This is a genomic window from Acidovorax sp. Root275, from assembly GCF_001428965.1.
GTDB lineage: Bacteria > Pseudomonadota > Gammaproteobacteria > Burkholderiales > Burkholderiaceae_C > Acidovorax > Acidovorax radicis.
The window spans coordinates 226,819-252,531 of the sequence record NZ_LMJH01000010.1 but is presented as its reverse complement, the minus strand read 5'-3'; the positions used below and the strand labels follow the sequence as shown (position 1 = coordinate 252,531).

Genomic DNA, 25,713 nt, shown 5'->3' with positions numbered 1-25,713 from the left:
CCTGCGGGGCCAATTCGCAGGCACGCCTATTTCGAAGCGGGCGTGGTGCTGTCTACCTGGATGACCGGGGTAGAGCCCTCTGATTGGGGGGCGCCCAGGCGGGACACCATCACCTGGTCGATGCGGTAGCTGTCCACGTCCAGCACCTCGAACTTGTAGCCGCCCCAGCTCACGCTGTCGGTGCGCCGTGGCACGCGGCGCAGCATCACCATCAGGAAGCCCGCGAGGGTTTCGTATTCCTCGGCGTGGGGCAGTTCGTCCAGCGACAGTGCGTGCAGCACGTCCTCCACCGGCGTCACGCCGTCAATGAGCCACGAGTTTTCATCGCGCCGCACGATCTGCTCTTCGTCTGCCGGGCCCACCAGGTCGCCCATCACGGTGCTCATCACGTCGTTCAGCGTCACCACCCCCACCACCAGGCTGTACTCGTTCACGATCACGGCAAAGTCTTCGTGCACCTGGCGGAACTGCTCCAGCACCTCTGAGAGGGTCAGCCGGTCCGGCACGATGAGCACCTTGCGCACCAGGCTGTCGTCGGCCAGCGAGATCGGCTGGTTGTTCAGCACCCGCTGGAACAGGTCTTTTGCGTCCACGTAGCCCACCACGTGGTCGATGTCGCGCTCGCACACGGGGTAGGTTGAAAACGGCTCGGCGGCGATGCGCAGGCGGATGACGGAGTCCGGCTCGTCGCGCAGAAAGAAGGCAATGCGGTCGCGTGGCGACATGGCGCTGGACACCATGCGCGTGTCCAGCTCAAACACGTTGGTGATGACCTGCTGCTCGCGGGCGGCCAGCACTCCGGCACGCGCACCTGCTTCCATCATCGCCAGGATGTCGTCCGAGGTGATGCGGTCGTCTCGCAGCGACGACATGCCCAACACCCGGAACAGCGCATCTGCCCCCCGGCTGTAGAACCACACCACGGGGCGCAGCAAGGCCATGCACCAGGCCATGGGCTGTGCCAGCCGCACCACCAGCCGCTCGGGCTCGGCCATGCCCAGGCGCTTGGGGAACAGGTCCGCAAACAGGATGAACAGGGAGGTGATGACCAGGAACGAGGCGAGAAAGCCCACCTTCTGCGCACTCGACTCGGACAGCCACAGGCCGAACAGTGCGCTGAAGTGCGGGCTCAGGGCGCCTTCGCCCACGATACCGCCCAGGATGGCGACGGCATTCTGCCCCACCTGCACCACCGTGAAGTAGTCGCCTGGCTGCTCCTGCATGCGCAGCACCTGGTCCGCCCGGGCATCCCCTTCGTCGGCCATCTGCCGCAGGCGCAGGCGGCGCGCTGCGGCGAGTGATATCTCGGCCATGGAAAAGAAGGCGCTGGCTGCAATCAGCAGCCCGATGACGAAGAGGCTTTGGGACAGGGTCATGGGAAGGTGACGACAGAGCACAGGCCGTGGCTCACCGGCCTCTTGAGTGTATCTGGGCGCCCCGCGCCCGGATACCGGGGCCGCGCATGCGCAGCGGGCCCCCACGCACCTTGTGGCGGCTACTGCACGAAGCCGATGCGGCCGCGCCCTGACGCCGCCTTGGGCAGGTCGGTGATCTCCACGGTGGACCGGCGGTCCAGCCGCGCATTGCCAAAGCCCGTCATCAGTGCACGCCGCATTTCGCGCGGGGGCATCTGTGCGAGGTGGTCCAGCACATCATCGAGTGGCTCGGGGTCCAGCAGGCGGCCCCAGTCGTGCCCCGCGCGGATGCCCTGGTACAAGATACGGGCGATGGTGCGCGCCTGCTCCAGCGTGGGGGCCTCTACCTCGAAGACGTTCATGCGGTTCAGGATGGGGTCGGGGATGCCGCGTGTGTCATTGGCCGTGGTGATCCAGATCACCTGGCTGGCATCGATGGCTACCTCGGCAAATTCGTCGGTGAAGCTTTGCGCCGTGTCGTGTTCGAGCAGGCTGTACAGCGCGCCCAGCGGGTCGTACTGGGCGTCGGTGCTGGCCTTGTCAATTTCGTCCACCACGATGACAGGATTGGCGTATTCGCCCTCCACCAGCGCTTCGAACACCTTGCCGGGGCGGGCGCCCTTCCACTGCGCGGACGAGCCCGACAGCAGCCAGCCCGCGGTCATGGAGCTCATGGGCAAGAGGTTCATGCCCGTGCCCAGCAGCTCGGCCAGGTGGCGCGCAAAGTGGGTCTTGCCGATGCCGGGCGGGCCCAGCAGCAGCATGGGCGTGACCTCCAGGCCGTCGCTGCTGTCTTGTGCCAGTGCCACATGGCGCTTCACGTCGTCCAACACCTCGGTGAAGTTGGGCAACTGCTCGTACAGGCTGGCCATGTCGGGGATGCCCGAGGGCTTGACCTGAAAGCGCTCCGGGCCACGCTCCAGCATGCGTTCGTAGACGGTGCGCAGGGTTTCGTATTCGCGCTGGTTGCCGGACTCCTGCAGCCGTGCGAGCTTGCGCTCGACATCGCCGGGGTGGAACACATTGCGCATCTGGGCCACCGGCAGGCGCAGGGCCGGGGGCTGGGGAACAAGGCTATGGCTGGTCATTGCATGCTCCTTTGTGATGTGAGGTCACGCAATCATTCAAGCACACAACATGCCTGCGGCAATATCGGATAAGCCCCCGATTGGTGCCCCTGTTGCAGGAACACCCAAAAATCAAATGCCCAAAAGCAAAAAGGCCGCCCGATGGCGGCCTTTTTTTGAGGGGATGTCTCCGGGAGAGATCAGGCCTCGGTGCCCAGCACCTGCTTGAGTTCGCCCGACTCGTACATCTCCATCATGATGTCCGAGCCGCCAATGAACTCGCCCTTCACGTAGAGCTGGGGAATCGTGGGCCAGTTGCTGTATTCCTTGATGCCCTGGCGGATTTCTTCGTCTTCCAGCACGTTCACGGTGACCACGCTCTTAGGGTCCACGCCGCAGGCCTTCAGGATCTGGATGGCGCGGCCCGAAAAGCCGCACATGGGGAAACTGGCGTTGCCCTTCATGAACAGCAGGATCTCGCTGGATTTCACGAGGGCGTCGATGCGTTGTTGGGTATCGCTCATGGGGACTTCCGTAGGGGTTTTGTGCGCAGATGGGGCTGCATTATCCCTGTTTCAAGTGGGCTGGCGTGTGCATATCAGCCTGTCAACTTTCGCAGTGCGGTTTCCATCTTGGCGACCGAAGCCGCTTCGGTCTCCAGCTTCTTGAGCAGGACACTGACCTTGTCCAGGCTGGCCTGCGTGGTCGCCTGCACGCTGGAACCCACGATCTGCACCTCCTTGGGGTTTTGCTCCACGTAGGTCGCGAGGTCCATGGCGGCTGCGAGCATGCCTTGCATGGGCGGTAGCAACTGCAGCATCATCCCGCCGAGCTGGGTCACCAGTTTGTCGAAGGCGGCGTCGTAGACCGTCTTCAGGTCAGCGGGTTGGCTCAAAGCGTTCTTGGCGGCCGTGGCACGGTCGATGCGCGCTTTCACGTCCTGCTGGGCCTGGGGCACGTGGGCCAGCAGTTCGCCCACCTCGGTGCGCTTGGCCAGCAGCTGAGGCAGCGAGCGCATGTTCTGCATGGCGGCCATCATGCGGGTCAGGGGCGCATCGGTCATTTCCTGGTTGAAGCCCGTAATGATGTCGTAGTGCGCTGCATACGCGCCGAACGCCTTGCGCTGCTGCTCGTTCAGCTTGGGCACGGCGGCACGCGGGGTGTTGAGCACACGGGTCTGCAGGAACTCGATGAACGCCTTGCGCTCGCCGGGCTCCGAGCCGCAGCCACTCAGGGTCAGGGCGGCGCCCAGAGAAAGCGCGCTCAGGCGGGTCAACGCCGTGCGGCGCGAAGCAATGTGAAGCATGGTGTCTCGCAAAAAAATGGCGGCAGTCCAAAGCCGCAGGCCACGGGGAAGAAATGTGCGGGCGGCTGGAGCGTCTGATGGTGCCTGGTGCGGATGGCACGGCACCGATCGATCACACGGGCGCCGTCCGAAGCGGTGGCGGCAAGGTGTTGCCCCGCAGCGGGTGCCGGTGATTATTGAATTCCCCACACCGCTGCGTCGGGCTTTGTTTGTAACAGTTGGTGGGAAGAGAGTCATTCCGCTGCGGCCGATTTGCAGCCGACGACTCCCAAGTCCGGCAGCCTGCTAGGCCCAGCAACCACCTGTGCAGCGCTCGATGCCTGCCAGATCGCGCCTGCTGGCCACTGTGCTGAAGCCTGCACGCTGCAGCAGATCGCGCACCGCCTGTGCCTGGTCATGGCCGTGTTCCAGCAGCAACCAGCCGCCCGGCGCAAGGCAGCTGGGCGCCTGCGCGACGATGGTGCGGATGTCGTCGAGCCCATCGGCGCCACTGGCAAGGGCCTGCAACGGTTCGTGCGTGAGAGCGGCCAGGTGCGGGTCGGCACTGGCGATGTAGGGCGGGTTGGAGACGATGGCGTCGAAGCGCCCAGGCACCTCGGTGAGCCAGTTGCCCTGTGCAAACCGAACGGGCAGGCCCAGCCGGTCGGCATTGGCCCGGGCCACGGCCAGGGCATCGGCGCTGGCGTCCACGGCCATCACCTGCGCGGTGGGGCGCTGGCTCTGCAGGGCCAGCGCAATCGCGCCGCTGCCGGTGCCCAGGTCCACCACCTGCGGTGCGGGCAGGGGGGCGATCACCTCCAGCGCCCAGTCCACCAGCGTCTCGGTGTCCGGGCGCGGGTCCAGCACGCGTGCATCCACCTGCAACGGCAGGCCATAGAACTCCTTGCGCCCGGTGAGGTAGGCCACGGGTTCGCCCGCCACGCGGCGCTGGCACAACGCAATGAACTGGCTGTGCACGACCGCATCCATCGTGTCGGTGTCGTGCGCCAGCAGCCAGGCGCGGCCTGCATCCGGGCGGGCCAGGGCGTGCAGCAGCAGCAGTTGCGCATCGATGCGGTCCAGGCCCAGGGTGCGGGCCTGGTTCAGTGCCTGGGCCAGGGTGGGGGAGGTGTTGTTCACTACTATTTTGATAGCTTCTGGCGCTTTCTCATCAAGCGCCAGAGGCCAATTTTGTTCAAATTTTGGGTAGAAATCAGCCCGTGGTGCCCATCTCCAGCTCTTCCAGTTGCTCGGCTTCGCGCGCGTGGGCCAAAGCCTGCAGCACATCGGCCAGGTCGCCTTCCATCACATACAGCAGCTTGTACAAGGTGAGGTTGATGCGGTGGTCCGTCAAGCGGCCCTGCGGGAAGTTGTACGTGCGGATGCGGTCGCTGCGGTCGCCGCTGCCGATCAGGCCCTTGCGCAGCGCGGCCTCTTTGGCGGCGCGCTCGCTGCGGTCCTTTTCCTGGATGCGCGCCTGCAGCACCTGTAGCGCCTTGGCCTTGTTGGCGTGCTGGCTGCGGCCGTCCTGGCATTCGGCCACGATGCCGGTGGGCAAGTGCACCACGCGCACGGCGGAGTCGGTCTTGTTGATGTGCTGGCCGCCCGCGCCCGATGCGCGGAAGGTGTCGATGCGCAGGTCGGCCGGGTTGAGCTTGATGGCCTCGTGCTCGTCGGGCTCGGGCATCACGGCCACGGTGCAGGCGCTGGTGTGGATGCGGCCTTGTGTTTCGGTGGCGGGCACGCGCTGCACGCGGTGGCCGCCGGATTCGAACTTGAGGGTGCCGTAGACACCGCTACCGGAGGGGCCCGTTCCGGGCTGGCCTTCGACGCGCAGCACGATTTCCTTGTAGCCGCCCAGTTCGGCCGCGTTCTCGCTCACGATCTCCACCTTCCAGCCCACGCGGTCGGCGTAGCGGGTGTACATGCGCGTGAGATCGCCCGCGAACAGGGCCGATTCGTCGCCGCCCGTGCCGGCGCGGATTTCGACGAACGCGTTGCGCGCATCGTCGGGGTCCTTCGGCAACAGCAGGCGCTGCAGTTCGTCTGCGAGCTGCAGCAGTTCGGCTTCGGCACTGGTGATTTCTTCCTGCGCCATCTCGGCCATGTCGGGGTCGCCCAGCATTTCGCGGGCGCCGGCCAGGTCGGCTTCGCGCTGCTGGTAGCGGGCGTAGCGCCCTGCCACCTGTGTGACCTCGGCATGTTCGACGGAGATGCGCCGGTACTGCGCCATGTCGCTCATGATGTCTTCGCGCGAGAGCAGAAAGTCGAGTTCGCCCAGGCGCTGCGCATAGCGCTCCAGCTGGCTTCGGAGAAATGGTTTCATGGAATTCTGGAAAAGGAGGGGCTACTGATTTTGTAGCTTGTGGCGCTTGTGGATAAAGCGCTAGGGGCCGATTTGGATTGAAATCGGGGCGGGCTGTGGAGCGGGCGAGCGCCGCTACAGGCCGTTGTGGGGGGTCTTGCTTTGCGAGCGCAGGAACAGGCGCGAGACGGTCTGGGCCGTCTGGGCGCGCACTTCGGCATCGCCAGCGCGCAGCTCGGCCAGGGTGCCGTGCAGCATCTTTTGCGTGAGGCCGCGCGACAGCGCCTCCAGCACGGCGTCCACATCCTCGCCCTTGGCCAGCAGCTTCTTGGCGCGTGCGATCTCCAGCGCGCGCCACTCGTCGGTCTGCGCGTTGAGCTGCTGGATCAGCGGCACGACACCACCGGTCTCGCCCACGGGGCTGCGCAGCTCCATCCAGTGCATGAAGCTCTGTACGCCGGCGTCGATGATGGCCTCGGCCTGGGCCACGGCGGCCTGGCGGTTGGCCTGGGCGGTCTGCACCACGCTGGCCAGGTCGTCCACGGTGTACAGGTAGACATCGCCCAGGGCCTTGACCTCGGGCTCGATGTCGCGCGGCACGGCCAGGTCGACCATGAACATGGGACGGTGGCGGCGCTTCTTGAGGGCGCGCTCCACGGCGCCCAGGCCGATGATGGGCAGGCTGCTGGCGGTGCAGCTGATCACCGCGTCGAACTCGTGCAGGCGCTCGGGCAGGTCGGCCAGGCGCATCACCTCGCCGCCAAAGCGGGTGGCCAGCTTCTCGCCGCGCTCGAGCGTGCGGTTGGCAATGGCGATCTGCTTGGGGTTCTTGGCCGCGAAGTGCGTGGCGCACAGCTCGATCATTTCGCCCGCGCCGACGAACAGCACGCGGATCTTGCCGAGGTCTTCGAACAGCTGGCTGGCCAGGCGCACGGCGGCGGCGGCCATGCTGATGCTGTGCGCGCCGATCTCGGTGCTGGTGCGCACCTCCTTGGCCACGGCAAAGCTGCGCTGGAACAACTGGTTGAGCGTGGTGCCCAGGGCGCCAGCGGTTTCGGCGGCGCGCACGGCATCCTTCATCTGGCCCAGGATCTGGGCTTCGCCCAGCACCATCGAGTCGAGCCCGCTGGCCACGCGGAAGGCATGGCGCGCGACCAGACTGTCTTCGAGCGTGTAGGAGTGCGAGCGCAGCAGTGCGGGGCTCACACCGCCGCTCTGGGCCAGCCAGCCCAGCGTATGGTCCATGGCGGCCTGCTCGCCCGCGCAGTAGATTTCGGTGCGGTTGCAGGTGGAGATGATGGCGGTTTCCACTCCCGGGTGGCGGCTGGTGGTGCCCAGCGACTGGCGCAAACCGTGTAATGTGGGGGCGATCTGGTCGAGCGCGAACGCGAACCGGCCACGCAGATCGAGCGGCGCGGTGGTGTGGTTGATGCCGAGGGCCCAGACTGCCATAGTCACCGATTATAAAATTGTTGGCCCGAACAGGCGGCCTTGCTTGTTCAAGCCTTGATTTGGGTCAATTCCATGGGTCCTCTGGACGTTTTCAACCACCTGCTCAATTTTGCGGCACCTGCTGCCGCCATGGCGCTGCTGCTGGTGCTTTCAAGGCGTTTCATCCACTCCAAGGCGCCCGCAACGCTCTCGGGGTGGCTGCATGCCGCTGTTGTTTTTGGGGTCGGGCTGGCCACGCTGCTGGCAGGGCTTGTGGTGTGGGGGCGTGACGGCAAGATGCTGACCTACGCTGCCCTGGTCGTGGTCTGTGCAACCTGCCAGTGGGTTCTGGTGCGGGGCTGGAAGGCCTGAGCGCCTGCCCTCCTGAGGGTTTGCGAGGGCCGGTGGACGGGCTCTGGCGCCCTGGTGTCTGCTAGCCTTGGTGCCTCTTCAGCGGCGTCGCCCCAGGGTCCGCCGCTGAAGGACGCACACCCATAACACTGACTGCTGGAGACACCCCCCATGAAGCTGATGCGTACCTGGATCGCCCTTGCCGCAGGTCTTGCCCTGTCTGCCGCCGCGCAGGCCCAGGCCTTCCCTTCCAAACCCATTCGCATCGTGGTGGGGTTTCCGGCGGGCGGCCCGCTGGACCAGCATGCCCGTTTGCTTACCGACAAGCTGCAGGCCGTGCTGGGCCAGCCCGTGGTGGTGGATTACAAGGCTGGCGCGGGTGGCACCGTGGGCGCGCAGGACGTGATGAAGGCGCCGCCCGACGGCCACACCCTCATGCTGGCCAACACCGGCGTGATGGTCATCAACCCGGGGCTCTACAGCCGGTTGCCGTATTCGACCCTCAAGGATTTTGTGCCGATTGCGCGCACCGCCATGCAGCCACTGGCCCTTTTGGTGAACCCCAGCGTGCCCGCCAAGAACCTGCAGGAGTTCATGGCCTATGCCAAGTCGCGGCCGGGCCAGGTCAACTTTGGCTCGGCGGGCAACGGCGGCATCAGCCACCTGGTGCCCGAGATGTTCAAGACCGCCACGGGCCTGTTCATGGTGCACATTCCCTACCGGGGCAGCGCCCCGGCATTCACCGACCTCATGGGCGGGCAGGTGCAATTCATGGCCGAGAGCATCCCGCAGGCGGCCAGCTACCACAAGCAGGGCAAGGTGCGCGCCCTGGCCGTGACCAGCAAGGAGCGCAACCCCGCGCTGCCCGATGTGCCCACGGTGATCGAGAGCGGCATCAAGGGCTTTGAGGTGGTGGGCTTCTACGGCTTTCTGGCCCCGGCCGGGACACCCAAAGACGTGGTCAATAAGCTCAGCGATGCCTTTGGACAGGTGCTGCAGATGCCCGATGTGCGCAATCGCATGGTGAGCCAGGGGGCCGACCCGGCGTTTCTGGGATCGGACGATTTTGCGAAATTCCTTGCGGCCGAGCTGCCGCGCTGGGCCGACGCGGTGAAGAAGTCGGGCGCTAAATTGGACTGACCCCCTGAGGCGCTGTGCGCCTTCCCCCTGGAAGGGGGACGCCACCGGTGGCCCGGCAAAGCCGGTTCCACGGTGGCGCTGGCCTTGGTGCGGGGTTGGGGTGACGGCATGCCCTAGGGCGTGGCGGGCAAAAAAAGTCCGCGCGGAGAGGGACGCCAATGGAGGCCCGGCAAAGCCGGTTCCGCGGTGGCGCTGGCCTTGGAGCGGGCTTCGGGTGACGGCACGCCCTAGGGCGTGGCGGGCGAAAAAAAGTCCACGCGGTCGGTGATGATGCCGTCGGTTTCCAGGTGAATGAGCCGCTGCGCGGCCCAGTCGTCGTTCACTGTGTAGCTCAGCGCACGCAGGCCTGCGCCGTGGACCTGTGCGACCAGTGCCGCATCCCACAGTGCGTGGTTGCACACGATGGCCACACAGCCCAGCTGGCGTGCCAGGTCCAGCCAGCCGTTGCGCAACGTGTCCAGCAGCAGGGCGCGTGGAATGTGGGGGGCCGTGGCCCGGGCGCCTGCCAGCGCTTCGGGCTGGAAGGACGAGAACAGGGGCAGCACGGCCTGGCCTTGCCACAGCCGCGCCGCATGTTCCCCCACCACCCGGCCCGTTTTTTCCTCGGCCCCGGGTGTCGGTTTGATTTCGATGTTCAGGAAGAACCCGTTGGCGATGCAGTAGCGTGCCATGTTCTCCAGAGTGGGCAACGGCTCGCCCGCATGGGTGCGCGAATGCCAGCTGCCGGCGTCCAGCTGGGCCAGCGCGCTCCAGGGGTGGTCGCCCCCGGTGTTGCTGGCGGTGGTGCCTAGCACCTGCGCCGCGTTGGTGGTGCGGTCCAGCGTGGCGTCGTGCATCAGAAACGGCACGCCGTCGGCACTCAGCTTGGCGTCGCACTCGAACATGCGGTACCCATGCTGGGCGCCCAGCCGGAAGGCGGCCAGGGTGTTTTCAGGGGCCAGCTTGCCGGCGCCGCGGTGCGCGATCCAGCGGGGGTAGGGCCAGGGGGCCAAGGTGGATACAGGGGCGGGCGAGGGAGCGCTCATGCGGGTTCACCAAACTTCAGCAGGTTGCCGTGGGGGTCGATGACGTACATCTCCTTCATGCCCCAGGGCTGGACGATGGGGGGTGCCACTTGCAGGCCCCGTGCCGTGAAATCCGCGTGCAGCGATTCTGTGTCTGCACGCACATAGCACGAGGTGTTCTCTGCAATGTGGGGTTCGTTGCAGGGCCAGAAATGCAGTTCACAACCATCACGCTGCAGGATCAGGTAGTTGTCCATCTCCAGCAGCGGAGCAAAGCCCAGGTGCTCGGTGTAGAACCGCAGGGTTTCTGCAAGGTTCAGAGACGCCAGCACAGGAACGGTGGCCTGAACCCCGTTCCCGCTGCTGGCGGCCGGCTTGGGCAACATCAGCTCAGGCAGCGATGCGTTTGCCGGTGGTGGCGTCGAATGCGTGCAGGCGGTCTGGGCGCGGCACCACGTGGATCACCGAGTCAGGCGCTGGTGCATGGGTGCCTTCTTCCACGCGCACAATGATCTGCTCGCCATTGATGCGGCCGTAGATCAGGCGTTCGGCGCCCAGCAGTTCGACCGTTTCGACCTTGATTTCCCAGCCTTCGCTGCGCACGTCCAGGTGCTCGGGGCGGATGCCCAGGATGGTGCCGGGCGCGGCGCTGGGGGCGTTCTTGAGCAGGTTCATGGGCGGCGAGCCGATGAAACTGGCCACGAAGGTGGTGGCGGGCGTGTGGTAGACCTCTTCGGGCGTGCCGAACTGCTCCATGTTGCCCGCGTTCATCACGATCATGCGCTGCGCCAGCGTCATGGCTTCCACCTGATCGTGGGTCACGAACAGGCTGGTGATACCGAGTTCACGGTGCAGCTTCTGGATTTCGAGGCGGGTTTGCGCGCGCAGCTTGGCGTCCAGGTTGGACAGCGGCTCGTCAAACAAAAACACCTGGGGCTGGCGCACGATGGCGCGGCCCATGGCCACGCGCTGGCGCTGGCCGCCGGACAGCTCGCGCGGCTTGCGCTCAAGCAGGTGCCCCAATTCAAGGATCTTGGCGGCCTTGTCGACGCGCGCCTTGATTTCTTCCTTGGGGACCTTGGCGATCTTCAGGCCATAGGCCATGTTGTCGAAGTTCGTCATGTGCGGATACAGCGCGTAGTTCTGGAACACCATCGCGATGTCGCGCTGGGCGGGTTCCAGGTCATTGACCACACGGTCGCCGATGCGAAGCTCGCCGCCAGAGATTTCCTCCAGGCCCGCCACCATGCGCAGCAGGGTGGATTTGCCACAGCCCGAGGGGCCCACGATGACGATGAACTCGCCGTCCTTGACCTCGGCGTTGACGCCGTGGATCACCTGGTTGGCCTTGGGGCCGTGGCCGTAGCGCTTGATGATGTTGCGAAGAGATATGGATGCCATGATGCAATAAATTTGATAGCTACAAGTGCTTGATAGATAAGCGCTAGCAGGGGTTTTGTCTTATTTTTCGGTGTCCACCAGGCCCTTGACGAACCAGCGCTGCATGACCACCACCACAAAGGCGGGTGGCAGCATGGCCAGCAGGGCCGTGGCCATCACGATGTTCCACTCGTTGCCCGCATCGCCGCCGGCCAGCATGCGCTTGATGCCGATCACCACGGGGTACATGTCTTCGGACGTGGTCACCAGCAGCGGCCACAGGTACTGGTTCCAGCCATAGATGAACTGGATCACGAACAGCGCGGCAATCGACGTGCGCGACAGCGGCACCAGGATGTCCTTGAAGAAGCGCATCGGGCCGGCGCCGTCCACGCGGGCGGCTTCCACCAGTTCATCCGGCACCGTGAGGAAGAACTGCCGGAACAGGAACGTGGCCGTGGCCGAGGCAATCAGCGGCACCGTGAGGCCCGCGTAGCTGTTGAGCATGCCGAGGTCCGACACCACCTGGTAGGTGGGGCCGATGCGCACTTCCACCGGCAGCATCAGCGTGATGAAGATCAGCCAGAAGCAGATGCCCTTGAACGGGAAGCGGAAGTACACGATGGCGAATGCCGACAGCAGCGAGATCGCGATCTTGCCCAGCGTGATGACGATGGCGGTGACAAAACTCACCCACATCATGCGCGCCACGGGTGCGGTGGAGCCCGCGCCGGAGCCGCCGCCGAACAGGGCGTCGTGGTAGGTTTGCCAGAAGTTGCCGCCGGGCACCATGGGCATGGGCACCTGGACAATGTCCTGCGCCGTGTGGGTGGAGGCCACAAAGGCCAGGTACAGCGGAAAACCGACGATGACCACGCCCAGCACCATGACGAGGTGCGAGAACGCGGTGAAATAAGGACTGCGCTCTACCATGCGAGGGCTCCAGGAGAGAGGGGCGATGAAGAAGACATGCGTGAATCAAAGGGCGCCATTGCGCGTGCCACCGCGGAACCGGCTTTGCCGGGCCGCTGGAGGCGCCCCCTCGAGGGGGAGGCGCCAAAGGCGCTTCGGGGGGGAGTCATCTAGTACTGCACTTTCTTTTCAACGTAGCGGAACTGGATCACGGTGAGCACCACCACGATCACCATCAGCACCACCGACTGCGCGGCCGATCCGCCCATGTCCATGGCCTTGAACCCATCGTGGTAGACCTTGTAGACCAGGATGGCGGTGTCTCGGCCCGGGCCGCCTTGTGTGGTGGCATCGACGATGGCGAAGGTGTCGAAAAACGCGTACACCACGTTGATCACCAGCAGGAAGAACGTGGTGGGCGACAGCAGCGGGAACTGGATGCTCCAGAACCGGCGCCAGGGGCCTGCACCGTCTATGGCGGCGGCCTCGATGAGCGACTTCGGTATGGACTGCAGGCCTGCCAGGAAGAACAGGAAGTTGTAGGAGATCTGCTTCCACACCGCCGCGATCACGATCAGCGCCATGGCGTGGTCGGCGTTGAGCATGTGGTTCCAGTCGAAACCGGACTGGCGCAGCATGTAGGCCACCACCCCCAGCGAGGGCGAAAACATGAACATCCACAGCACGCCCGCCACGGCGGGGGCCACGGCGTAGGGCAGCAGCAGCGCGGTCTTGTAGACCATCGCGCCCTTGATGATGCGGTCGGCAAAGATCGCGAGGATCAGCGACAGCGTGATGCCGCTGACTGCAACCAGGATCGAGAAGAAGGCCGTGGTCTTGAACGACGCCAGGTAGCCCGGGTCCTGGAACAGGTCCCGGAAGTTGTCAAAACCCACCCATTCCTTCGAGAAGCCGAAGGAATCCTGCATCTGGAACGATTGCACCAGGGCCTGACCGGCAGGCCAGAAGAAGAAGACGCTGATGATGGCCAGCTGGGGTGCCAGAAGCACCCACGGCAGCCATGCAGAGCGAAAGAGAACGCGTTTTTCCATGTCCAGACTCTCAAAAAATGTCCCCGCGCTGGCTGCTGCGCGGGAGCGCGGGCCCGCCATCGGGCCGCTTTTGCCGTGGGACTGCCCGGCGGCAAAAAAAGACAACCCGCCGCCCAGTAAACCGCAGGGTTTACGGGGGCGGCGGGCTTTCGATGCCACCGGGCCTCAACGGCCCGGTGGCATCAATAGACGCTCGTCAGAACTTACTTGTTGGCGCGCGCGAAACGGGCCAGTTGCTCGTTGCCACGGGTCACGGCCGTGTCCAGGGCTTCCTTGGGCGACTTCTTGCCCGACCAGATCTGTTCGGTTTCCTCGTCGATGATGGAGCGGATCTGCACGAAGTTGCCCAGGCGGATGCCCCGCGACTTTTCAGTGGCCTTCTTGATCATCTGCGTCACGGCCACGTCGGTGCCGGGGTTCTTGGTGTAGAAGCCCGAAGCCTCGGTCAGCTGGTAGGCGCCCATGGTCACGGGCAGGTAGCCCGTGCGCTGGTGGCTGGCGGCCTGCACCTTGGTGTCATTCAGGAAGTTCAGGAAGTCGGCCACGCCCTTGTATTCCTCAGCCTTCTTGCCAGCCATCACCCACAGGCTGGCGCCGCCGATCGCGGTGTTCTGGGGCGCGCCCTTCACATCGTCGTAATAGGGCAGGGCAGAGATGCCGTAGGCAAACTTGGCTTCCTTGGCCACGCGGGCGTACAGACCGGAAGAGCCGGTGATCATGGCGCATTCGCCCGAAGGGAAGGATGCGTCCGGCAGATTGCCGCGGCCCTTGTAGACGAAGCTACCGTCCTTGGAGGCCTTGGCCAGGTTCTCGAAGTGGCGCACGTGCAGGGGGGTGTTGACCTGCAGCTGGGCGTCGTTGCCGTCAAAGCCGTTGTTCTTGGAGGCGAACAGGGTGTTGTGCCACAGCGAGAAGCTCTCCAGCTGCGTCCAGCTGATCCAGCTGGTGGTGAACGGGCAGCTGTGGCCGCTGGCCTTGAGCTTGGAGGCGGCTGCGAACACTTCGGGCCAGGTCTTTGGCGGCTTGTCGGCGTCCAGGCCGGCCTTCTTGAAGGCGTCCTTGTTGTAATAGAAGATGGTGGTGGAGCTGTTGAGTGGGTAGCTCAGCATCTGGCCATTGGGCGCGGTGTAGTAGCCGGCGACAGCGGACACGTATTGGGTGGGGTCGAACTTGAAGCCTGCATCGTTGAGCACCTTGGCCGCGGGGACGATGGCGCCCTTGCTGGACATCATGGTGGCGGTGCCCACTTCAAACACCTGCAGGATGTGGGGTGCGTTGCCAGCACGGAAGGCGGCGATGGCGCCCGTCATCGATTCGTCATACGTGCCCTTGTAGGTGGGCACGACCTTGTATTTGGTCTGGCTGGCGTTGTATTGTTTGGCCAGATCGTTGACCCAGTCGCCGAGCGCTGCGCTCATCGAATGCCACCACTGAATCTCCACCTGTTGTGCCTGCGCTGGTGCGCAGACCGACAAGGCAATGGCAGCGCAGACCGCCAGATGCTTCGTTTGCATGAATATTTCCTCCGAGGATGACGAAAAGCACAAGGGCTGGATGCTATGCAGCCGATGTGACATTGATATGTCGTTGTCGCATGAGCCTTGCGCTTGCAACAACCGGGGAAACCCCTTGGGGTCCCCATGAGGGAAGCGATTGTGACTCTTTTGTGACAAGGTGTGGCGCATTTGCCGAGGCTTGCAAGGTTTTGTGCAATGCACCATGCTGCGGGTCGCGTGCCAGTCGCCTCCGCGTCGGTTCGTTCGCGCTGCAAACGCGCCGAGTCTCTTTTCTCCACACCCTTTCTTCTTATCGCCATGGCTACCAATTCGCTGGACAAGAACAAGATCAAATTCCTGCTGCTCGAGGGCATCCACGCTTCCGCCGTGGATGTGATCCGTGCTGCTGGCTACACCCAGATCGAGACGGTGTCCGGTGCGCTGCCGGACGAGGAACTCAAGCGCAAGATTGCGGATGTGCACTTCGTGGGCATCCGCTCGCGCACCCAGCTCACCGAAGAGGTGTTTGCCCAGGCGCACAAGCTGGTGGCCGTGGGCTGCTTTTGTATTGGCACCAACCAGGTGGACCTGAACGCCGCGCGCGAACGCGGCATTGCCGTTTTCAACGCGCCGTATTCCAACACCCGCTCTGTGGCCGAGCTGGTGCTGGCCGAGGCCATCCTGCTGCTGCGCGGCATCCCCGAGAAGAACGCGGTGGCGCACCGGGGGGGCTGGCTCAAGTCGGCCGACAACGCCTATGAAATCCGGGGCAAGACCCTGGGCATCGTGGGCTACGGCTCCATCGGCACACAGCTGTCGGTGCTGGCCGAGGCCCTGGGCATGCAGGTGGCGTTTTTTGATGTGGTCAACAAGCTGCCGTTGGGCAATGCACGCCAGGTGCAGCATCTGCACGACCTGCTGGGGCAGTGCGACATCGTGAGCCTGCACGTGCCCGAACTGCCGTCCACCGAAGGCATGATCGGCGCCGCCGAGATCGCCGCGATGAAACCCGGCGGCATCCTCATCAACGCCGCGCGTGGCACGGTGGTGGATATTGAGGCGCTGGCAGAAGCGCTCAAAGCCAAGCAGCTGCTGGGCGCCGCCATCGACGTGTTCCCGGTGGAGCCGCGCACCAACAAGGACGAGTTCCAGTCGCCCCTGCGCGGCCTGGACAACGTGATCCTGACCCCCCACATCGGTGGCTCCACCATGGAAGCGCAAGCCAACATTGGCCTCGAAGTGGCAGAAAAGCTCGTGAAGTACAGCGACAACGGCACTAGCACCTCGTCGGTCAACTTCCCCGAGGTGGCGCTGCCCGCACACCCTGGCAAGCACCGCCTGCTGCACATCCACCGCAACGTGCCGGGCGTGTTGTCGGAGATCAACCGCATCTTCTCGGACAACCAGATCAACATCTCGGCCCAGTACCTGCAGACCAACGAGAAGATCGGCTATGTGGTGATCGACATCGACGCGGCTTCGTCCGACCTGGCGCTGGACAAGCTGGCCAAGGTCGGCGGCACACTGCGCAGCCGCGTGCTTTTCTGACGCTGTCCATCGGTCCCTGGCGCCGATCCGTGTAGCCCCGGCCCGGCGAGAGGAGGGCCGGTGGCTTAAAATCGCGCCCCCAAGGCTCATGGGCGCGCAGCGCCCGCCCCAGGTTGACCCCATGAATGTTCCGATTGCGTTGGCTGCCTTGCAGACGCAGGCTGCCGAGCCTGTGCGTCTGCGCGAAATTCCTTACAACTACACCTCGTTCTCCGACCGGGAGATCGTGATCCGCCTGCTGGGGTCTCCGGCCTGGGATGTGCTGGACCAGCTGCGCAAAGAGCGCCGCACCGGGCGATCTGCCCGCATGTTGTATGAAGTGCTGGGCGATATCTGGGTGGTGCAGCGCAACCCCTACCTGCAGGACGACCTGCTGGACAACCCCAACCGCCGCAAGCTCCTGGTCGATGCCCTGCAGCACCGGCTGGGCGAGATCGAAAAACGCCGCACACCCGACGACGACGCCGGGCGCGACCGTCTGGTGGGTGAACTGGTGGTGGCTGCGCGCCGCGCCGTGGCCGAATTCAACGCCACCTTCGAGCAGGCCGCGCAGCTGCGCCGCCAGATCCAGAAGACCCTGGGCCGCCTGACTGCCAAGGACAACATCAAGTTTGACGGCCTCTCGCGCGTGAGCCATGTGACCGACGCGACCGATTGGCGCGTTGAATACCCGTTTGTGGTGCTCACGCCGGATACGGAAACCGAGATGGCAGGCCTGGTCAAGGGCTGCATCGAGCTGGGCCTGACCATCATTCCACGCGGAGGCGGCACCGGCTACACCGGCGGCGCGATTCCGCTGACGTGGAAGAGCGTGGTCATCAACACCGAAAAGCTCGAAGCCATGACCGAGGTGGAGATGCGCCGCCTGCCGGGCATGGACCGCGAAGTGGGCACGGTGTGGACCGAGGCCGGCGTGGTCACCCAGCGCGTGGCCGATGCGGCCGAGCGTGCGGGTTTTGTGTTTGCCGTGGACCCGACCAGCGCCGAGGCCAGCTGCATCGGCGGCAACATCGCCATGAACGCGGGCGGCAAGAAGGCCGTGCTCTGGGGCACGGCGCTGGACAACCTGGCCAGCTGGCGCATGGTGACGCCCGACGCCCAGTGGCTCGAAGTGACGCGGCTGGACCACAACATGGGCAAGATCCATGACGCGGAGACGGCCACCTTCGATCTGCAGTATTTCGAGGCCGACGGCAAGACGCCCGTGCGCACCGAGCGCCTGGCCATCCCCGGTCGCACCTTCCGCAAGGAAGGCCTGGGCAAGGACGTGACGGACAAGTTTCTGTCGGGCCTGCCCGGTATCCAGAAAGAAGGTTGCGATGGCCTCATCACCAGCGCGCGCTGGGTGGTGCACCGCATGCCCGAGCACACGCGCACCGTGTGCATGGAGTTCTTCGGCAACGCCAAGGACGCCGTGCCTTCCATCGTCGAGATCAAGGACTTCATGTTCGCCGAGCAAAAGCGCAGTGGCGTGCTGCTGGCGGGGCTGGAGCACCTGGACGACCGCTACCTGAAGGCCGTGGGCTACGCCACCAAGAGCAAGAAGGGCAACGGTGGCCTGCCCAAGATGGTGCTGATAGGAGACATCGCGGGCGACAACGCCGACGACGTGGCCCGCGTGACCAGCGAGGTCGTGCGCCTGGCCAACACCCGCAGTGGCGAAGGTTTTGTGGCCATCACGGCCGAAGCGCGCAAGAAGTTCTGGGCCGACCGCAAGAAGACGGCCGCCATCAGCCGCCACACCAACGCCTTCAAGATCAACGAAGACGTGGTGATCCCGCTGCCGCGCATGGCCGAGTACACCGACGGCATCGAGCGCATCAACATCGAGCTCTCCCTGCGCAACAAGATCAAGCTGTGCGACGCGCTGACCGAGTTCTTCGAGCGGGGCAACCTGCCCTTGGGCAAACACGACGCCGATGACGAGGTGCCCTCGCCGGAGCTGCTGCAGGAGCGCGTGGCCCAGGCCATCGGTTTGGTGGAGGAGGTCCGCGCGCTGTGGCAAGGCTGGCTGCACGGTGTGGAAACCCTGTTTCCCCAACTGCAGGACCACACGCTGCGCGCGAGCTGGAAGATCCAGCTGCGGGCGCCGCTGCAAGGCATCTTCACCGGCGCGGCGTTCAAGCCCATCCTGGACGAGGCTGTGGCCATCCACAAGCGCGTGCTCAAGGGCCGGGTGTGGGTGGCGCTGCACATGCATGCGGGCGACGGCAATGTGCACACCAACCTGCCCGTCAACAGCGACGACTATGAGATGCTGCAGACCGCGCACGAGGCCGTGGCGCGCATCATGGTGCTGGCGCGCAGCCTGGACGGCGTGATCTCGGGCGAACACGGCATTGGCATCACCAAGCTGGAGTTCTTGACCGACGAAGAGCTGCTGCCGTTTGCGCAGTACAAGCAGCGGGTGGACCCCGAGGGCCGCTTCAACAAGGGTAAGTTGCTCCGAAATCAGGAGCTGCCAGCGCTTGATAGACAAGCGCTAGAGGCCAAAAGCGCTTCAAACGCTGCGTTGATGCACGCCGATTTGACGAATGCCTACACGCCCAGCTTCGGGCTGATGGGCCACGAGTCGCTGATCATGCAGCAGAGCGACATCGGCGCGATTGCCGACAGCGTCAAGGACTGCCTGCGCTGCGGCAAGTGCAAGCCCGTGTGCTCCACGCACGTGCCACGCGCCAATTTGCTCTACAGCCCGCGCAACAAGATCCTGGCCACCTCGCTGCTGGTCGAGGCGTTTTTGTACGAAGAGCAGACCCGCCGGGGTGTGAGCATCAAGCACTGGCAGGAGTTTGAGGACGTGGCCGACCATTGCACGGTGTGCCACAAGTGCGAAAGCCCCTGCCCGGTGAAGATCGACTTCGGCGACGTCACCATGAACATGCGCAACCTGCTGCGCAAGATGGGCAAGAAGACGTTCCGGCCTGGCAACGCGCTGGCGATGACCATGCTCAACGCCACCAACCCGGACACCATCAAGTTCATGCGTTCGGCCATGGTGGATGTGGGCTTCAAGGCTCAGCGCCTGGCCGTGGACCTGCTGCGCAAGGTGGGCCGCAAGCAAACGGCCAAGCCGCCTGCGACGGTGGGCACCGCTCCGATCAAGGAGCAGGTGATCCATTTCATCAACAAGAAGCTGCCGGGGGGATTGCCCAAGAAGACGGCGCGCGCACTGCTCGATATCGAGGACAAGGACTACGTGCCCATCATCCGCAACCCGGCCACCACCACGGCCGAGACGGAAGCGGTGTTCTATTTCCCGGGGTGTGGCTCGGAGCGCCTGTTCAGCCAGGTCGGCCTGGCCACGCAGGCCATGCTGTGGCACACCGGGGTGCAAACCGTGCTGCCCCCGGGCTACCTGTGCTGCGGCTACCCCCAGCGCGGCTCGGGCCAGTTCGACAAGGCCGAGAAGATGATCACCGACAACCGGGTGCTCTTCCACCGCGTGGCCAACACGCTCAACTACCTTGACATCAAGACCGTGGTGGTGAGCTGTGGCACCTGCTACGACCAGCTGCAGGGCTACGAATTCGACAAGATCTTCCCGGGCAGCCGGATCATCGACATCCACGAGTACCTGCTGGAGAAGGGTGTCAGCCTGCAGGGCAAGGGGGCGTACCTGTACCACGAGCCTTGCCACAACCCGATGAAGCTTCAGGACTCGATGAAGACCGTGAAGGCGCTGGTGGGCGAGCAGGTCCTGAAGAGCGAACGCTGCTGCGGAGAGTCCGGCACGCTGGGCGTGACGCGCCCGGATGTGTCCACGCAAGTGCGCTTTCGCAAGGAAGAAGAAATCAAGAAGGGCGAGGCCCAGCTGCGTGCCAGCGGCGCAGTGGGCGCGCAGGACAACGTGAAGATCCTCACCAGCTGCCCGAGCTGCCTGCAGGGCCTGAACCGCTACGAAGGCGACCTGAACAACGGTCTGCTCGAAGCCGACTACATCGTGGTCGAGATGGCGCGCGAAATCCTGGGCGAGAACTGGATGCCCGACTATGTCCAGCGCGCCAACCAGGGCGGCATTGAGCGGGTGCTGGTCTGATGGTCTGCCCTTTGTGCGCCGAAGACGGTGGCGCATTGGTCTGGCGCGGTGAGCGCCTGCGTGTCATCCGTGCGCAGGAGGCGGGGTTTCCTGCCTTCTACCGCGTGGTCTGGAATGCGCATGTGGCCGAGTTCTCGGACCTGGCTGCTACCGAACGCGCCCACTGCATGGAGGCCGTGACGGTGGTGGAGCAGGCCCTGCGCCAGCACCTGTCGCCCACCAAGGTCAACATTGCGGCACTGGGCAACATGGTGCCGCACCTGCACTGGCATGTGATTGCGCGGTTTGACTGGGACAGCCACTTCCCCTCGCCTGTGTGGGCGGCTGCGCAGCGGCCCAGCCCTGCGGCGCAAGAGGCTGCAGTGCAGGCGCTGCTGCCAGCGCTGGAAAGCGCCTTGCGTCTACAGCTGGCGCCCCTGGTTGCTGCGTGACTGGCGCTCTGCCAGGTGATGGAGCGTCTCCCGGCCCTCTGGGTGGTGGGGTCTGCGGCGGGTGGGACAATCACCGCCGTCGTTTCTGACAACAGTTTTCTCACAGGTGAATCCATGGCAGGTTTGAAAGCGGGCGCGCCCACGCCGCAGGCAATCACGGTGCACGAGGCATCGCGGGTGCTCGAAGTGGGGTTCTCCGATGGCGCCACGTTCCGCATTCCGTTTGAGTTGATGCGCGTGTATTCACCGTCGGCCGAAGTGCAGGGCCATGGCCCGGGCCAGGAAGTGCTGCAGACGGGCAAGCGGGAGGTCACGCTGGTCCACCTGGAGCCCGTGGGCAACTACGCGGTCAAGCCCACGTTTTCCGACGGGCACGAGAGTGGCATCTTTAGCTGGGATTACCTCTACGAATTGGGCCAGCAGCAAGACGCGCTGTGGACCCAATACACCGAGCGGCTGGCCGCCGCAGGGGCCGACCGCGATGCGCCCATGGCGCCCAAAGGTGGTGCCGGGGGGCATGCCTGTGGCAGCCATTGAGGCGCAAAGCCGGGTGGTTTTCTGGCGGAGCACAGAACGCGGCGGAAGCCCTTGTCCGTCAAGGTGCTATTGAAGTAATAGCTGTTGGCGCAATATAGATAAGCGCTGGCGGCTGATTTTTCTTCAATGGTGTTGTCCAAATTGCGACAGATGCCCCATTTCAGTGCGGGGTTGTCGCTGTACCTCTGGCGTTCACGCGCCTAGCATGATTCTTATGAGTACCACGCATTTTGGTTTTCAGTCGGTGGACGAGCAGGAAAAGGCACGCCGCGTGCGGGGTGTGTTCGACTCCGTGGCCTCCAAGTACGACGTGATGAACGACCTCATGTCGGCGGGCCTGCACCGCGCCTGGAAGGCCTACACAGTGATGGTGGCCAACCTGCGCGAAGGCAGCCAGGTGCTGGACATTGCAGGCGGCACGGGCGACCTGGCGCTGGCGTTCTCCAAGAAGGTGGGTGCCACCGGCCGCGTGGTGCATACCGACATCAACGAAGCCATGCTGCGCGTGGGGCGTGACCGCCTGATCGATGCGGGTGTGGTGTTGCCGACGACGGTTTGCGATGCCGAAAAGCTGCCGTTCCCGGACGGGCATTTCGATGTGGTGAGCGTGGCCTTCGGCCTGCGCAACATGACGCACAAGGACCAGGCGATTGCCGAGATGTGCCGTGTGCTCAAGCCCGGCGGCAAGCTGCTGGTGCTCGAGTTTTCCAAGGTGGCCAAGCCGCTGGAGAAAGCGTACGACTGGTATTCGTTCAAGGTGCTGCCCCAGCTGGGCAAGCTGGTGGCCGGTGACGACGCGAGTTACCGGTATCTGGCTGAATCGATCCGCATGCATCCGGGCCAGGAAGAACTCAAAAGCCTCATGCAAAAAAATGGCTTTGGGCATGTGGACTATCACAACATGACAGGGGGCATTGTGGCCTTGCATGTTGGAATCAAGTGCTGAGCGTTTCGCTTGGTCATTAACGGAGACGGAGAAGTCATGATGAAACTGTGGTCTGTGGTGTTGGTCGCGATGCTGGCGTTTGCGCACGCCGATGCCGACGCCCGGCGACTGGGTGGTGGAAAATCGACGGGTCAGCAGTCGAACAACGTAACGCAACGCGAGTCGGCAACGCCGCCCGCGACGCCAGGTGCTCCGGCCCAGAGCGCTACCAATGCGGCTGCCAAGCCCGCCGCTGCGGGTGCGGCAGCCCCTGCGGCCGCAGCCGCCAAGAAGCCTTGGGGTGCGATGCTGGGTGGCCTGGCCGCCGGTCTGGGCCTGGCGTGGCTGGCCCACTCCCTGGGGCTGGGCGCAGGGTTCGGCAATATTCTGATGATCGCGCTGCTGGCGCTGGCCGCGTTTGCCATCTTCAAGATGGTGATGCGTGCACGCAGTGGTGGTGGCGGCAATGGCGGTGCTGCTGCCGGCGGTGCTCCGTTCGCTTTCCAGGGGGCGGGTGCTGCAACGCCTGCCGCCGCGCAGGTGCCTCCACAGTACAGCCCGAACAACGTGGGCAACGACGCCTCGGCGCGCCCCTGGGAGCGCAGCAGCATGGCGTTCGACGCCTCGCGAGCTGCGCAGGGCGGGGTGGGCACGGGTGTGGTCATTGGCTCGGGCCTGTCGGGTTCCCAGAACTGGGGCATTCCGGAAGGCTTTGATACCGAGGGCTTCCTGTCTGCTGCCAAGCGCAATTTCGTCACTCTGCAAGCCGCCTGGGACCGTTCGGACATCAACACGCTGCGGTCCATGATGACCGACAGCATGTTGGGCGAGATCCGCACCCAGCTGACAGAGCGCGAAGACCACCGTGGCGTGCAGCCCAACCACACCGATGTGGTCATGATCGAAGCCCAGTTGCTGGGCATTGAAGACCTGGGTGATGGCTACATGGCCAGCGTCGAGTTCTCCGGCATGATCCGCGAAGAGCCTTCGGCGGGCCCGAGCCCCTTCCGTGAGGTCTGGAACATGACCAAACCCAAGGCCGGCAGCAGCGGCTGGCTGGTGGCGGGTGTGCAGGCCCTGCAGTAATAAAGGAAATGCCCCGCAGTGGGGCTATCCCAGTTCAGGGAATAATCGGGGACTATGGCAACACCACAGTCCCCTTTTTCGTTTCTGGACGGCCTCTTTGAGCGCGTGGCCGCCGGCCCCCAGCCCCCCCAATGGCTCGTGCACGAGATGCAGCAGCGGATCGTGCTGTTCCTCAACCACGTGCTGATGCAGGAAAAAGAGGCGATGGACCGTCTGGTGCGCCAGAAGGGCAGCATCGCCCGCGTACAGTGGCGCGCCTATTCGATGGCCCTGGCCATCACACCGGCCGGGCTGTTCAATCTCGCGCCGGAGGCCGCCGTGGCCGATCTGCGGCTGGAAGTGACCGAGACCTCTCCCTTCGCGCTGGCCCAGACCGCGCTGCGGGGTGACAAGCCCTCCATCCGCATCGAAGGCGATGTGCAGTTGGCCGCCGAGATCAACTGGCTGGTCGACCATGTGCGTTGGGATGTCGAGGAAGACCTCGCACGCGTGATGGGCGACGCCCCTGCCCATACCGTGGCGCAGGTTGCGCGCCGCGCCGCGCAGGCGCTGCGCCAGTTTGTGGGCGCACGCGTGGCACCATCGTCGTCGGCCTTGGTGCCCGTGCCCCCCGAGCCTGCCACGCCAGCTGCGCCGAACGGCGGATCCGAGCGGGCGGGGGCATGAAGCAGTTCCTCCGGGGGGGCGCCATCCTTTGGGTGGTGTTCCGGTACGGCCTGGATGCCATGGTGCTGGACAGCTTCCAGAAACCCTGGCTGCGCTCGGCATCACGGGTCCTGTCGTTCGGGCGCAACCTGGATGCACCACGCGGCCAGCGGCTGCGCCTGGCGCTGGAGCGCCTGGGGCCCATCTTCGTCAAGTTCGGCCAGGTGCTTTCGACGCGCCGCGACCTCCTTCCACCAGATGTGGCCGACGAGCTGGCCCGGCTGCAGGACCGCGTGCCCCCGTTCGACCCGGAAATTGCGATGGCCACCATCGAGCGGGCATTCCGCCGTCCGGTGGATGAAGTCTTCACTTCCTTTGAACGCGTGCCGGTGGCCAGCGCGTCGATTGCACAGGTGCATTTCGCCACGCTGCGCGACCGCAACGGCATCGAGCGCGAGGTGGCGGTCAAGGTGCTGCGCCCGGGCATGCTGCCCGTGATCGAGAAAGACCTGGGCCTCATGCGCATGATGGCCGGGTGGGTGGAGAACCTGTCAGCCGATGGCAAGCGCCTCAAGCCCCGCGAAGTGGTCGCCGAGTTTGACAACTACCTGCACGACGAGCTGGACCTGGTGCGCGAGGCTGCCAACGCCGCCCAACTGCGCCGCAACATGCAGGGGCTGGACCTGGTGCTGATCCCGGAGATCCTGTGGGACTTCTGTCACCCGGAGGTCATGGTCATGCAGCGCATGAACGGTGTGCCCATCAGCCAGATGGACCGCTTGCGCGACGCGGGCGTGGACATCCCCAAGCTGGCGCGCGACGGTGTCACCATCTTCTTCACCCAGGTGTTCCGCGACGGCTTCTTTCATGCCGACATGCACCCCGGCAACATCCAGGTGAGCCTGGACCCCGCCACCTTCGGGCGCTATATCTCGCTGGACTTCGGCATCGTGGGCACGCTCACCGAGTCTGACAAAGAGTATCTGGCACAGAACTTCGTGGCGTTCTTCCGGCGCGACTACAAGCGCGTGGCCGAGCTGCACATCGAAAGCGGCTGGGTGCCGCCCGAAACGCGGGTGAACGACCTCGAATCGGCCATCCGCGCCGTGTGCGAACCGTACTTCGACCGGCCGTTGAAGGAAATTTCGCTCGGCATGGTGCTGATGCGCCTGTTCCAGACCTCGCGGCGCTTCCATGTGGAGATCCAGCCGCAGCTGGTACTGCTGCAAAAGACGCTGCTCAACATCGAAGGCCTGGGCCGCGAGCTGGACCCGGAACTCGACCTGTGGAGCACGGCCAAGCCGTTTCTGGAGAAGTGGATGCTGGAGCAGATGGGGCCGCAGCGCCTGTGGCGTGAGCTGCGAGCGGAGGCACCCCACTATGCCAAGCTGATCCCGGAGCTGCCACGCCTGCTGTATGACGCGCTGCGGCAGCGCCCGGCCGACCACCAGCACGCTCTGCGCGAACTGCTGGATGCGCAAAAACGCACCAATCGCCTGTTGCAAGGCATCATTTTTGCTGGGGTCGGGTTTGTGCTGGGATTGCTGGTCATGCAACTGCTGGTCAGAATCCGGCTGTTTTAGAAGTCTGCCGCCCCTGCGTTCTTGAGCAGGAACGCCAAACTGACAGATTTCATTTCTTCACACCAGATAAATTGAGACAAA

General features: G+C 64.6%; 23 protein-coding genes. 10 read left to right on the top strand and 13 right to left on the bottom strand.

What is annotated here, in order from left to right:
* Positions 1 to 26 precede the first annotated feature (26 nt).
* From ASE52_RS20550 to hemA, 7 genes are all read right to left on the bottom strand, one after another.
* A complete protein-coding gene (locus tag ASE52_RS20550) occupies positions 27 to 1,376 on the bottom strand; it encodes a hemolysin family protein (protein WP_010461995.1) in 1,350 nt (449 codons plus the stop codon).
* A gap of 119 nt (positions 1,377 to 1,495) precedes the next feature.
* Positions 1,496 to 2,503, bottom strand: coding sequence for an AAA family ATPase (locus ASE52_RS20545; protein ID WP_057228857.1), 1,008 nt, complete (start codon positions 2,501 to 2,503; stop codon positions 1,496 to 1,498).
* Positions 2,504 to 2,682: 179 nt separating this feature from the next.
* Positions 2,683 to 3,006 carry a Grx4 family monothiol glutaredoxin gene (grxD, locus tag ASE52_RS20540; RefSeq protein WP_010461991.1) on the bottom strand — a complete coding sequence of 108 codons (324 nt, stop codon included), beginning with the start codon at positions 3,004 to 3,006 and terminating at the stop codon, positions 2,683 to 2,685.
* A 74-nt stretch (positions 3,007 to 3,080) separates the two neighbouring features.
* Positions 3,081 to 3,788, bottom strand: coding sequence for a DUF3053 family protein (locus ASE52_RS20535; RefSeq protein ID WP_057228855.1), 708 nt, complete (start codon positions 3,786 to 3,788; stop codon positions 3,081 to 3,083).
* Between the two features lie 285 nt (positions 3,789 to 4,073).
* Positions 4,074 to 4,907 carry a peptide chain release factor N(5)-glutamine methyltransferase gene (gene prmC / locus ASE52_RS20530; protein ID WP_057228853.1) on the bottom strand — a complete coding sequence of 278 codons (834 nt, stop codon included), beginning with the start codon at positions 4,905 to 4,907 and terminating at the stop codon, positions 4,074 to 4,076.
* Between the two features lie 73 nt (positions 4,908 to 4,980).
* On the bottom strand, positions 4,981 to 6,093 hold the full coding sequence (gene prfA / locus ASE52_RS20525; RefSeq protein ID WP_057228851.1) for a peptide chain release factor 1: 1,113 nt from the start codon (positions 6,091 to 6,093) through the stop codon (positions 4,981 to 4,983).
* 114 nt (positions 6,094 to 6,207) lie between these two features.
* Complete coding sequence (gene hemA / locus ASE52_RS20520) at positions 6,208 to 7,524, bottom strand: glutamyl-tRNA reductase (protein WP_010461984.1); 1,317 nt, start codon at positions 7,522 to 7,524, stop codon at positions 6,208 to 6,210.
* A 72-nt stretch (positions 7,525 to 7,596) separates the two neighbouring features.
* On the opposite strand from hemA, the gene ASE52_RS20515 reads away from it, so the two are divergent.
* Together ASE52_RS20515 and ASE52_RS20510 are read left to right on the top strand one after the other, a co-directional pair.
* Positions 7,597 to 7,875 carry a hypothetical protein gene (locus tag ASE52_RS20515; protein WP_057228849.1) on the top strand — a complete coding sequence of 93 codons (279 nt, stop codon included), beginning with the start codon at positions 7,597 to 7,599 and terminating at the stop codon, positions 7,873 to 7,875.
* Between the two features lie 150 nt (positions 7,876 to 8,025).
* Positions 8,026 to 8,994 carry a tripartite tricarboxylate transporter substrate binding protein gene (locus ASE52_RS20510; RefSeq protein WP_057228847.1) on the top strand — a complete coding sequence of 323 codons (969 nt, stop codon included), beginning with the start codon at positions 8,026 to 8,028 and terminating at the stop codon, positions 8,992 to 8,994.
* Positions 8,995 to 9,221: 227 nt separating this feature from the next.
* Here the strand turns inward: ASE52_RS20510 and ugpQ are convergent, their stop codons facing one another.
* From ugpQ to ugpB, 6 genes are all read right to left on the bottom strand, one after another.
* A complete protein-coding gene (gene ugpQ / locus ASE52_RS20505) occupies positions 9,222 to 10,019 on the bottom strand; it encodes a glycerophosphodiester phosphodiesterase (protein ID WP_057228845.1) in 798 nt (265 codons plus the stop codon).
* Positions 10,016 to 10,384, bottom strand: coding sequence for a VOC family protein (locus ASE52_RS20500; RefSeq protein ID WP_057228841.1), 369 nt, complete (start codon positions 10,382 to 10,384; stop codon positions 10,016 to 10,018). The genes ugpQ and ASE52_RS20500 overlap by 4 nt, the downstream gene beginning before the upstream one ends.
* A 4-nt stretch (positions 10,385 to 10,388) precedes the next feature.
* Complete coding sequence (locus ASE52_RS20495) at positions 10,389 to 11,399, bottom strand: sn-glycerol-3-phosphate import ATP-binding protein UgpC (RefSeq protein WP_010461971.1); 1,011 nt, start codon at positions 11,397 to 11,399, stop codon at positions 10,389 to 10,391.
* Positions 11,400 to 11,459: 60 nt separating this feature from the next.
* Positions 11,460 to 12,311 (bottom strand): sn-glycerol-3-phosphate ABC transporter permease UgpE, encoded by an 852-nt coding sequence (gene ugpE, locus ASE52_RS20490; protein WP_010461970.1) that lies wholly within the window; start codon positions 12,309 to 12,311, stop codon positions 11,460 to 11,462.
* A 149-nt stretch (positions 12,312 to 12,460) separates the two neighbouring features.
* Positions 12,461 to 13,342, bottom strand: coding sequence for a sn-glycerol-3-phosphate ABC transporter permease UgpA (ugpA, locus tag ASE52_RS20485; protein WP_010461967.1), 882 nt, complete (start codon positions 13,340 to 13,342; stop codon positions 12,461 to 12,463).
* Between the two features lie 203 nt (positions 13,343 to 13,545).
* On the bottom strand, positions 13,546 to 14,856 hold the full coding sequence (ugpB, locus tag ASE52_RS20480; protein ID WP_010461964.1) for a sn-glycerol-3-phosphate ABC transporter substrate-binding protein UgpB: 1,311 nt from the start codon (positions 14,854 to 14,856) through the stop codon (positions 13,546 to 13,548).
* Positions 14,857 to 15,156: 300 nt separating this feature from the next.
* Between ugpB and serA the strand changes: the two genes are divergently transcribed.
* From serA to ubiB, 8 genes are all read left to right on the top strand, one after another.
* Positions 15,157 to 16,386: a phosphoglycerate dehydrogenase gene (gene serA, locus ASE52_RS20475; protein ID WP_057228839.1), complete on the top strand. Its 1,230-nt coding sequence runs from the start codon at positions 15,157 to 15,159 to the stop codon at positions 16,384 to 16,386.
* A gap of 121 nt (positions 16,387 to 16,507) precedes the next feature.
* Positions 16,508 to 20,425, top strand: a complete 3,918-nt coding sequence (locus ASE52_RS20470) for an FAD/FMN-binding oxidoreductase (RefSeq protein WP_057229637.1) — start codon at positions 16,508 to 16,510, stop codon at positions 20,423 to 20,425.
* The gene (locus tag ASE52_RS20465; protein ID WP_057228837.1) at positions 20,425 to 20,856 is read left to right on the top strand and encodes an HIT family protein; all 432 of its coding nucleotides are present in this window, start codon (positions 20,425 to 20,427) and stop codon (positions 20,854 to 20,856) included. The genes ASE52_RS20470 and ASE52_RS20465 overlap by 1 nt, the downstream gene beginning before the upstream one ends.
* Positions 20,857 to 20,970: 114 nt before the next feature.
* Positions 20,971 to 21,393 (top strand): DUF971 domain-containing protein, encoded by a 423-nt coding sequence (locus tag ASE52_RS20460; protein ID WP_057228835.1) that lies wholly within the window; start codon positions 20,971 to 20,973, stop codon positions 21,391 to 21,393.
* 214 nt (positions 21,394 to 21,607) lie between these two features.
* A complete protein-coding gene (ubiE, locus tag ASE52_RS20455; RefSeq protein ID WP_010461955.1) occupies positions 21,608 to 22,339 on the top strand; it encodes a bifunctional demethylmenaquinone methyltransferase/2-methoxy-6-polyprenyl-1,4-benzoquinol methylase UbiE in 732 nt (243 codons plus the stop codon).
* Between the two features lie 36 nt (positions 22,340 to 22,375).
* Positions 22,376 to 23,404, top strand: a complete 1,029-nt coding sequence (locus ASE52_RS20450; protein ID WP_029413889.1) for a TIM44-like domain-containing protein — start codon at positions 22,376 to 22,378, stop codon at positions 23,402 to 23,404.
* Positions 23,405 to 23,458: 54 nt separating this feature from the next.
* Positions 23,459 to 24,070: a hypothetical protein gene (locus ASE52_RS20445; RefSeq protein ID WP_057228833.1), complete on the top strand. Its 612-nt coding sequence runs from the start codon at positions 23,459 to 23,461 to the stop codon at positions 24,068 to 24,070.
* Positions 24,067 to 25,632, top strand: coding sequence for a ubiquinone biosynthesis regulatory protein kinase UbiB (gene ubiB / locus ASE52_RS20440; protein ID WP_010461949.1), 1,566 nt, complete (start codon positions 24,067 to 24,069; stop codon positions 25,630 to 25,632). Before ASE52_RS20445 ends, ubiB begins: the two co-directional genes overlap by 4 nt.
* Positions 25,633 to 25,713 lie beyond the last annotated feature (81 nt).

What these genes read in the sequence shown, in the direction of transcription:
- ASE52_RS20550 (WP_010461995.1), bottom strand. Translation starts at nt 1,376, where the DNA reads ATGACCCTGTCCCAAAGCCTCTTCGTCATCGGGCTGCTGATTGCAGCC.
- ASE52_RS20545 (WP_057228857.1), bottom strand. Translation starts at nt 2,503, where the DNA reads ATGACCAGCCATAGCCTTGTTCCCCAGCCCCCGGCCCTGCGCCTGCCG.
- grxD (WP_010461991.1), bottom strand. Translation starts at nt 3,006, where the DNA reads ATGAGCGATACCCAACAACGCATCGACGCCCTCGTGAAATCCAGCGAG.
- ASE52_RS20535 (WP_057228855.1), bottom strand. Translation starts at nt 3,788, where the DNA reads ATGCTTCACATTGCTTCGCGCCGCACGGCGTTGACCCGCCTGAGCGCG.
- prfA (WP_057228851.1), bottom strand. Translation starts at nt 6,093, where the DNA reads ATGAAACCATTTCTCCGAAGCCAGCTGGAGCGCTATGCGCAGCGCCTG.
- hemA (WP_010461984.1), bottom strand. Translation starts at nt 7,524, where the DNA reads ATGGCAGTCTGGGCCCTCGGCATCAACCACACCACCGCGCCGCTCGAT.
- ASE52_RS20515 (WP_057228849.1), top strand. Translation starts at nt 7,597, where the DNA reads ATGGGTCCTCTGGACGTTTTCAACCACCTGCTCAATTTTGCGGCACCT.
- ASE52_RS20510 (WP_057228847.1), top strand. Translation starts at nt 8,026, where the DNA reads ATGAAGCTGATGCGTACCTGGATCGCCCTTGCCGCAGGTCTTGCCCTG.
- ugpQ (WP_057228845.1), bottom strand. Translation starts at nt 10,019, where the DNA reads ATGAGCGCTCCCTCGCCCGCCCCTGTATCCACCTTGGCCCCCTGGCCC.
- ASE52_RS20500 (WP_057228841.1), bottom strand. Translation starts at nt 10,384, where the DNA reads ATGTTGCCCAAGCCGGCCGCCAGCAGCGGGAACGGGGTTCAGGCCACC.
- ASE52_RS20495 (WP_010461971.1), bottom strand. Translation starts at nt 11,399, where the DNA reads ATGGCATCCATATCTCTTCGCAACATCATCAAGCGCTACGGCCACGGC.
- ugpE (WP_010461970.1), bottom strand. Translation starts at nt 12,311, where the DNA reads ATGGTAGAGCGCAGTCCTTATTTCACCGCGTTCTCGCACCTCGTCATG.
- ugpA (WP_010461967.1), bottom strand. Translation starts at nt 13,342, where the DNA reads ATGGAAAAACGCGTTCTCTTTCGCTCTGCATGGCTGCCGTGGGTGCTT.
- ugpB (WP_010461964.1), bottom strand. Translation starts at nt 14,856, where the DNA reads ATGCAAACGAAGCATCTGGCGGTCTGCGCTGCCATTGCCTTGTCGGTC.
- serA (WP_057228839.1), top strand. Translation starts at nt 15,157, where the DNA reads ATGGCTACCAATTCGCTGGACAAGAACAAGATCAAATTCCTGCTGCTC.
- ASE52_RS20470 (WP_057229637.1), top strand. Translation starts at nt 16,508, where the DNA reads ATGAATGTTCCGATTGCGTTGGCTGCCTTGCAGACGCAGGCTGCCGAG.
- ASE52_RS20465 (WP_057228837.1), top strand. Translation starts at nt 20,425, where the DNA reads ATGGTCTGCCCTTTGTGCGCCGAAGACGGTGGCGCATTGGTCTGGCGC.
- ASE52_RS20460 (WP_057228835.1), top strand. Translation starts at nt 20,971, where the DNA reads ATGGCAGGTTTGAAAGCGGGCGCGCCCACGCCGCAGGCAATCACGGTG.
- ubiE (WP_010461955.1), top strand. Translation starts at nt 21,608, where the DNA reads ATGAGTACCACGCATTTTGGTTTTCAGTCGGTGGACGAGCAGGAAAAG.
- ASE52_RS20450 (WP_029413889.1), top strand. Translation starts at nt 22,376, where the DNA reads ATGATGAAACTGTGGTCTGTGGTGTTGGTCGCGATGCTGGCGTTTGCG.
- ASE52_RS20445 (WP_057228833.1), top strand. Translation starts at nt 23,459, where the DNA reads ATGGCAACACCACAGTCCCCTTTTTCGTTTCTGGACGGCCTCTTTGAG.
- ubiB (WP_010461949.1), top strand. Translation starts at nt 24,067, where the DNA reads ATGAAGCAGTTCCTCCGGGGGGGCGCCATCCTTTGGGTGGTGTTCCGG.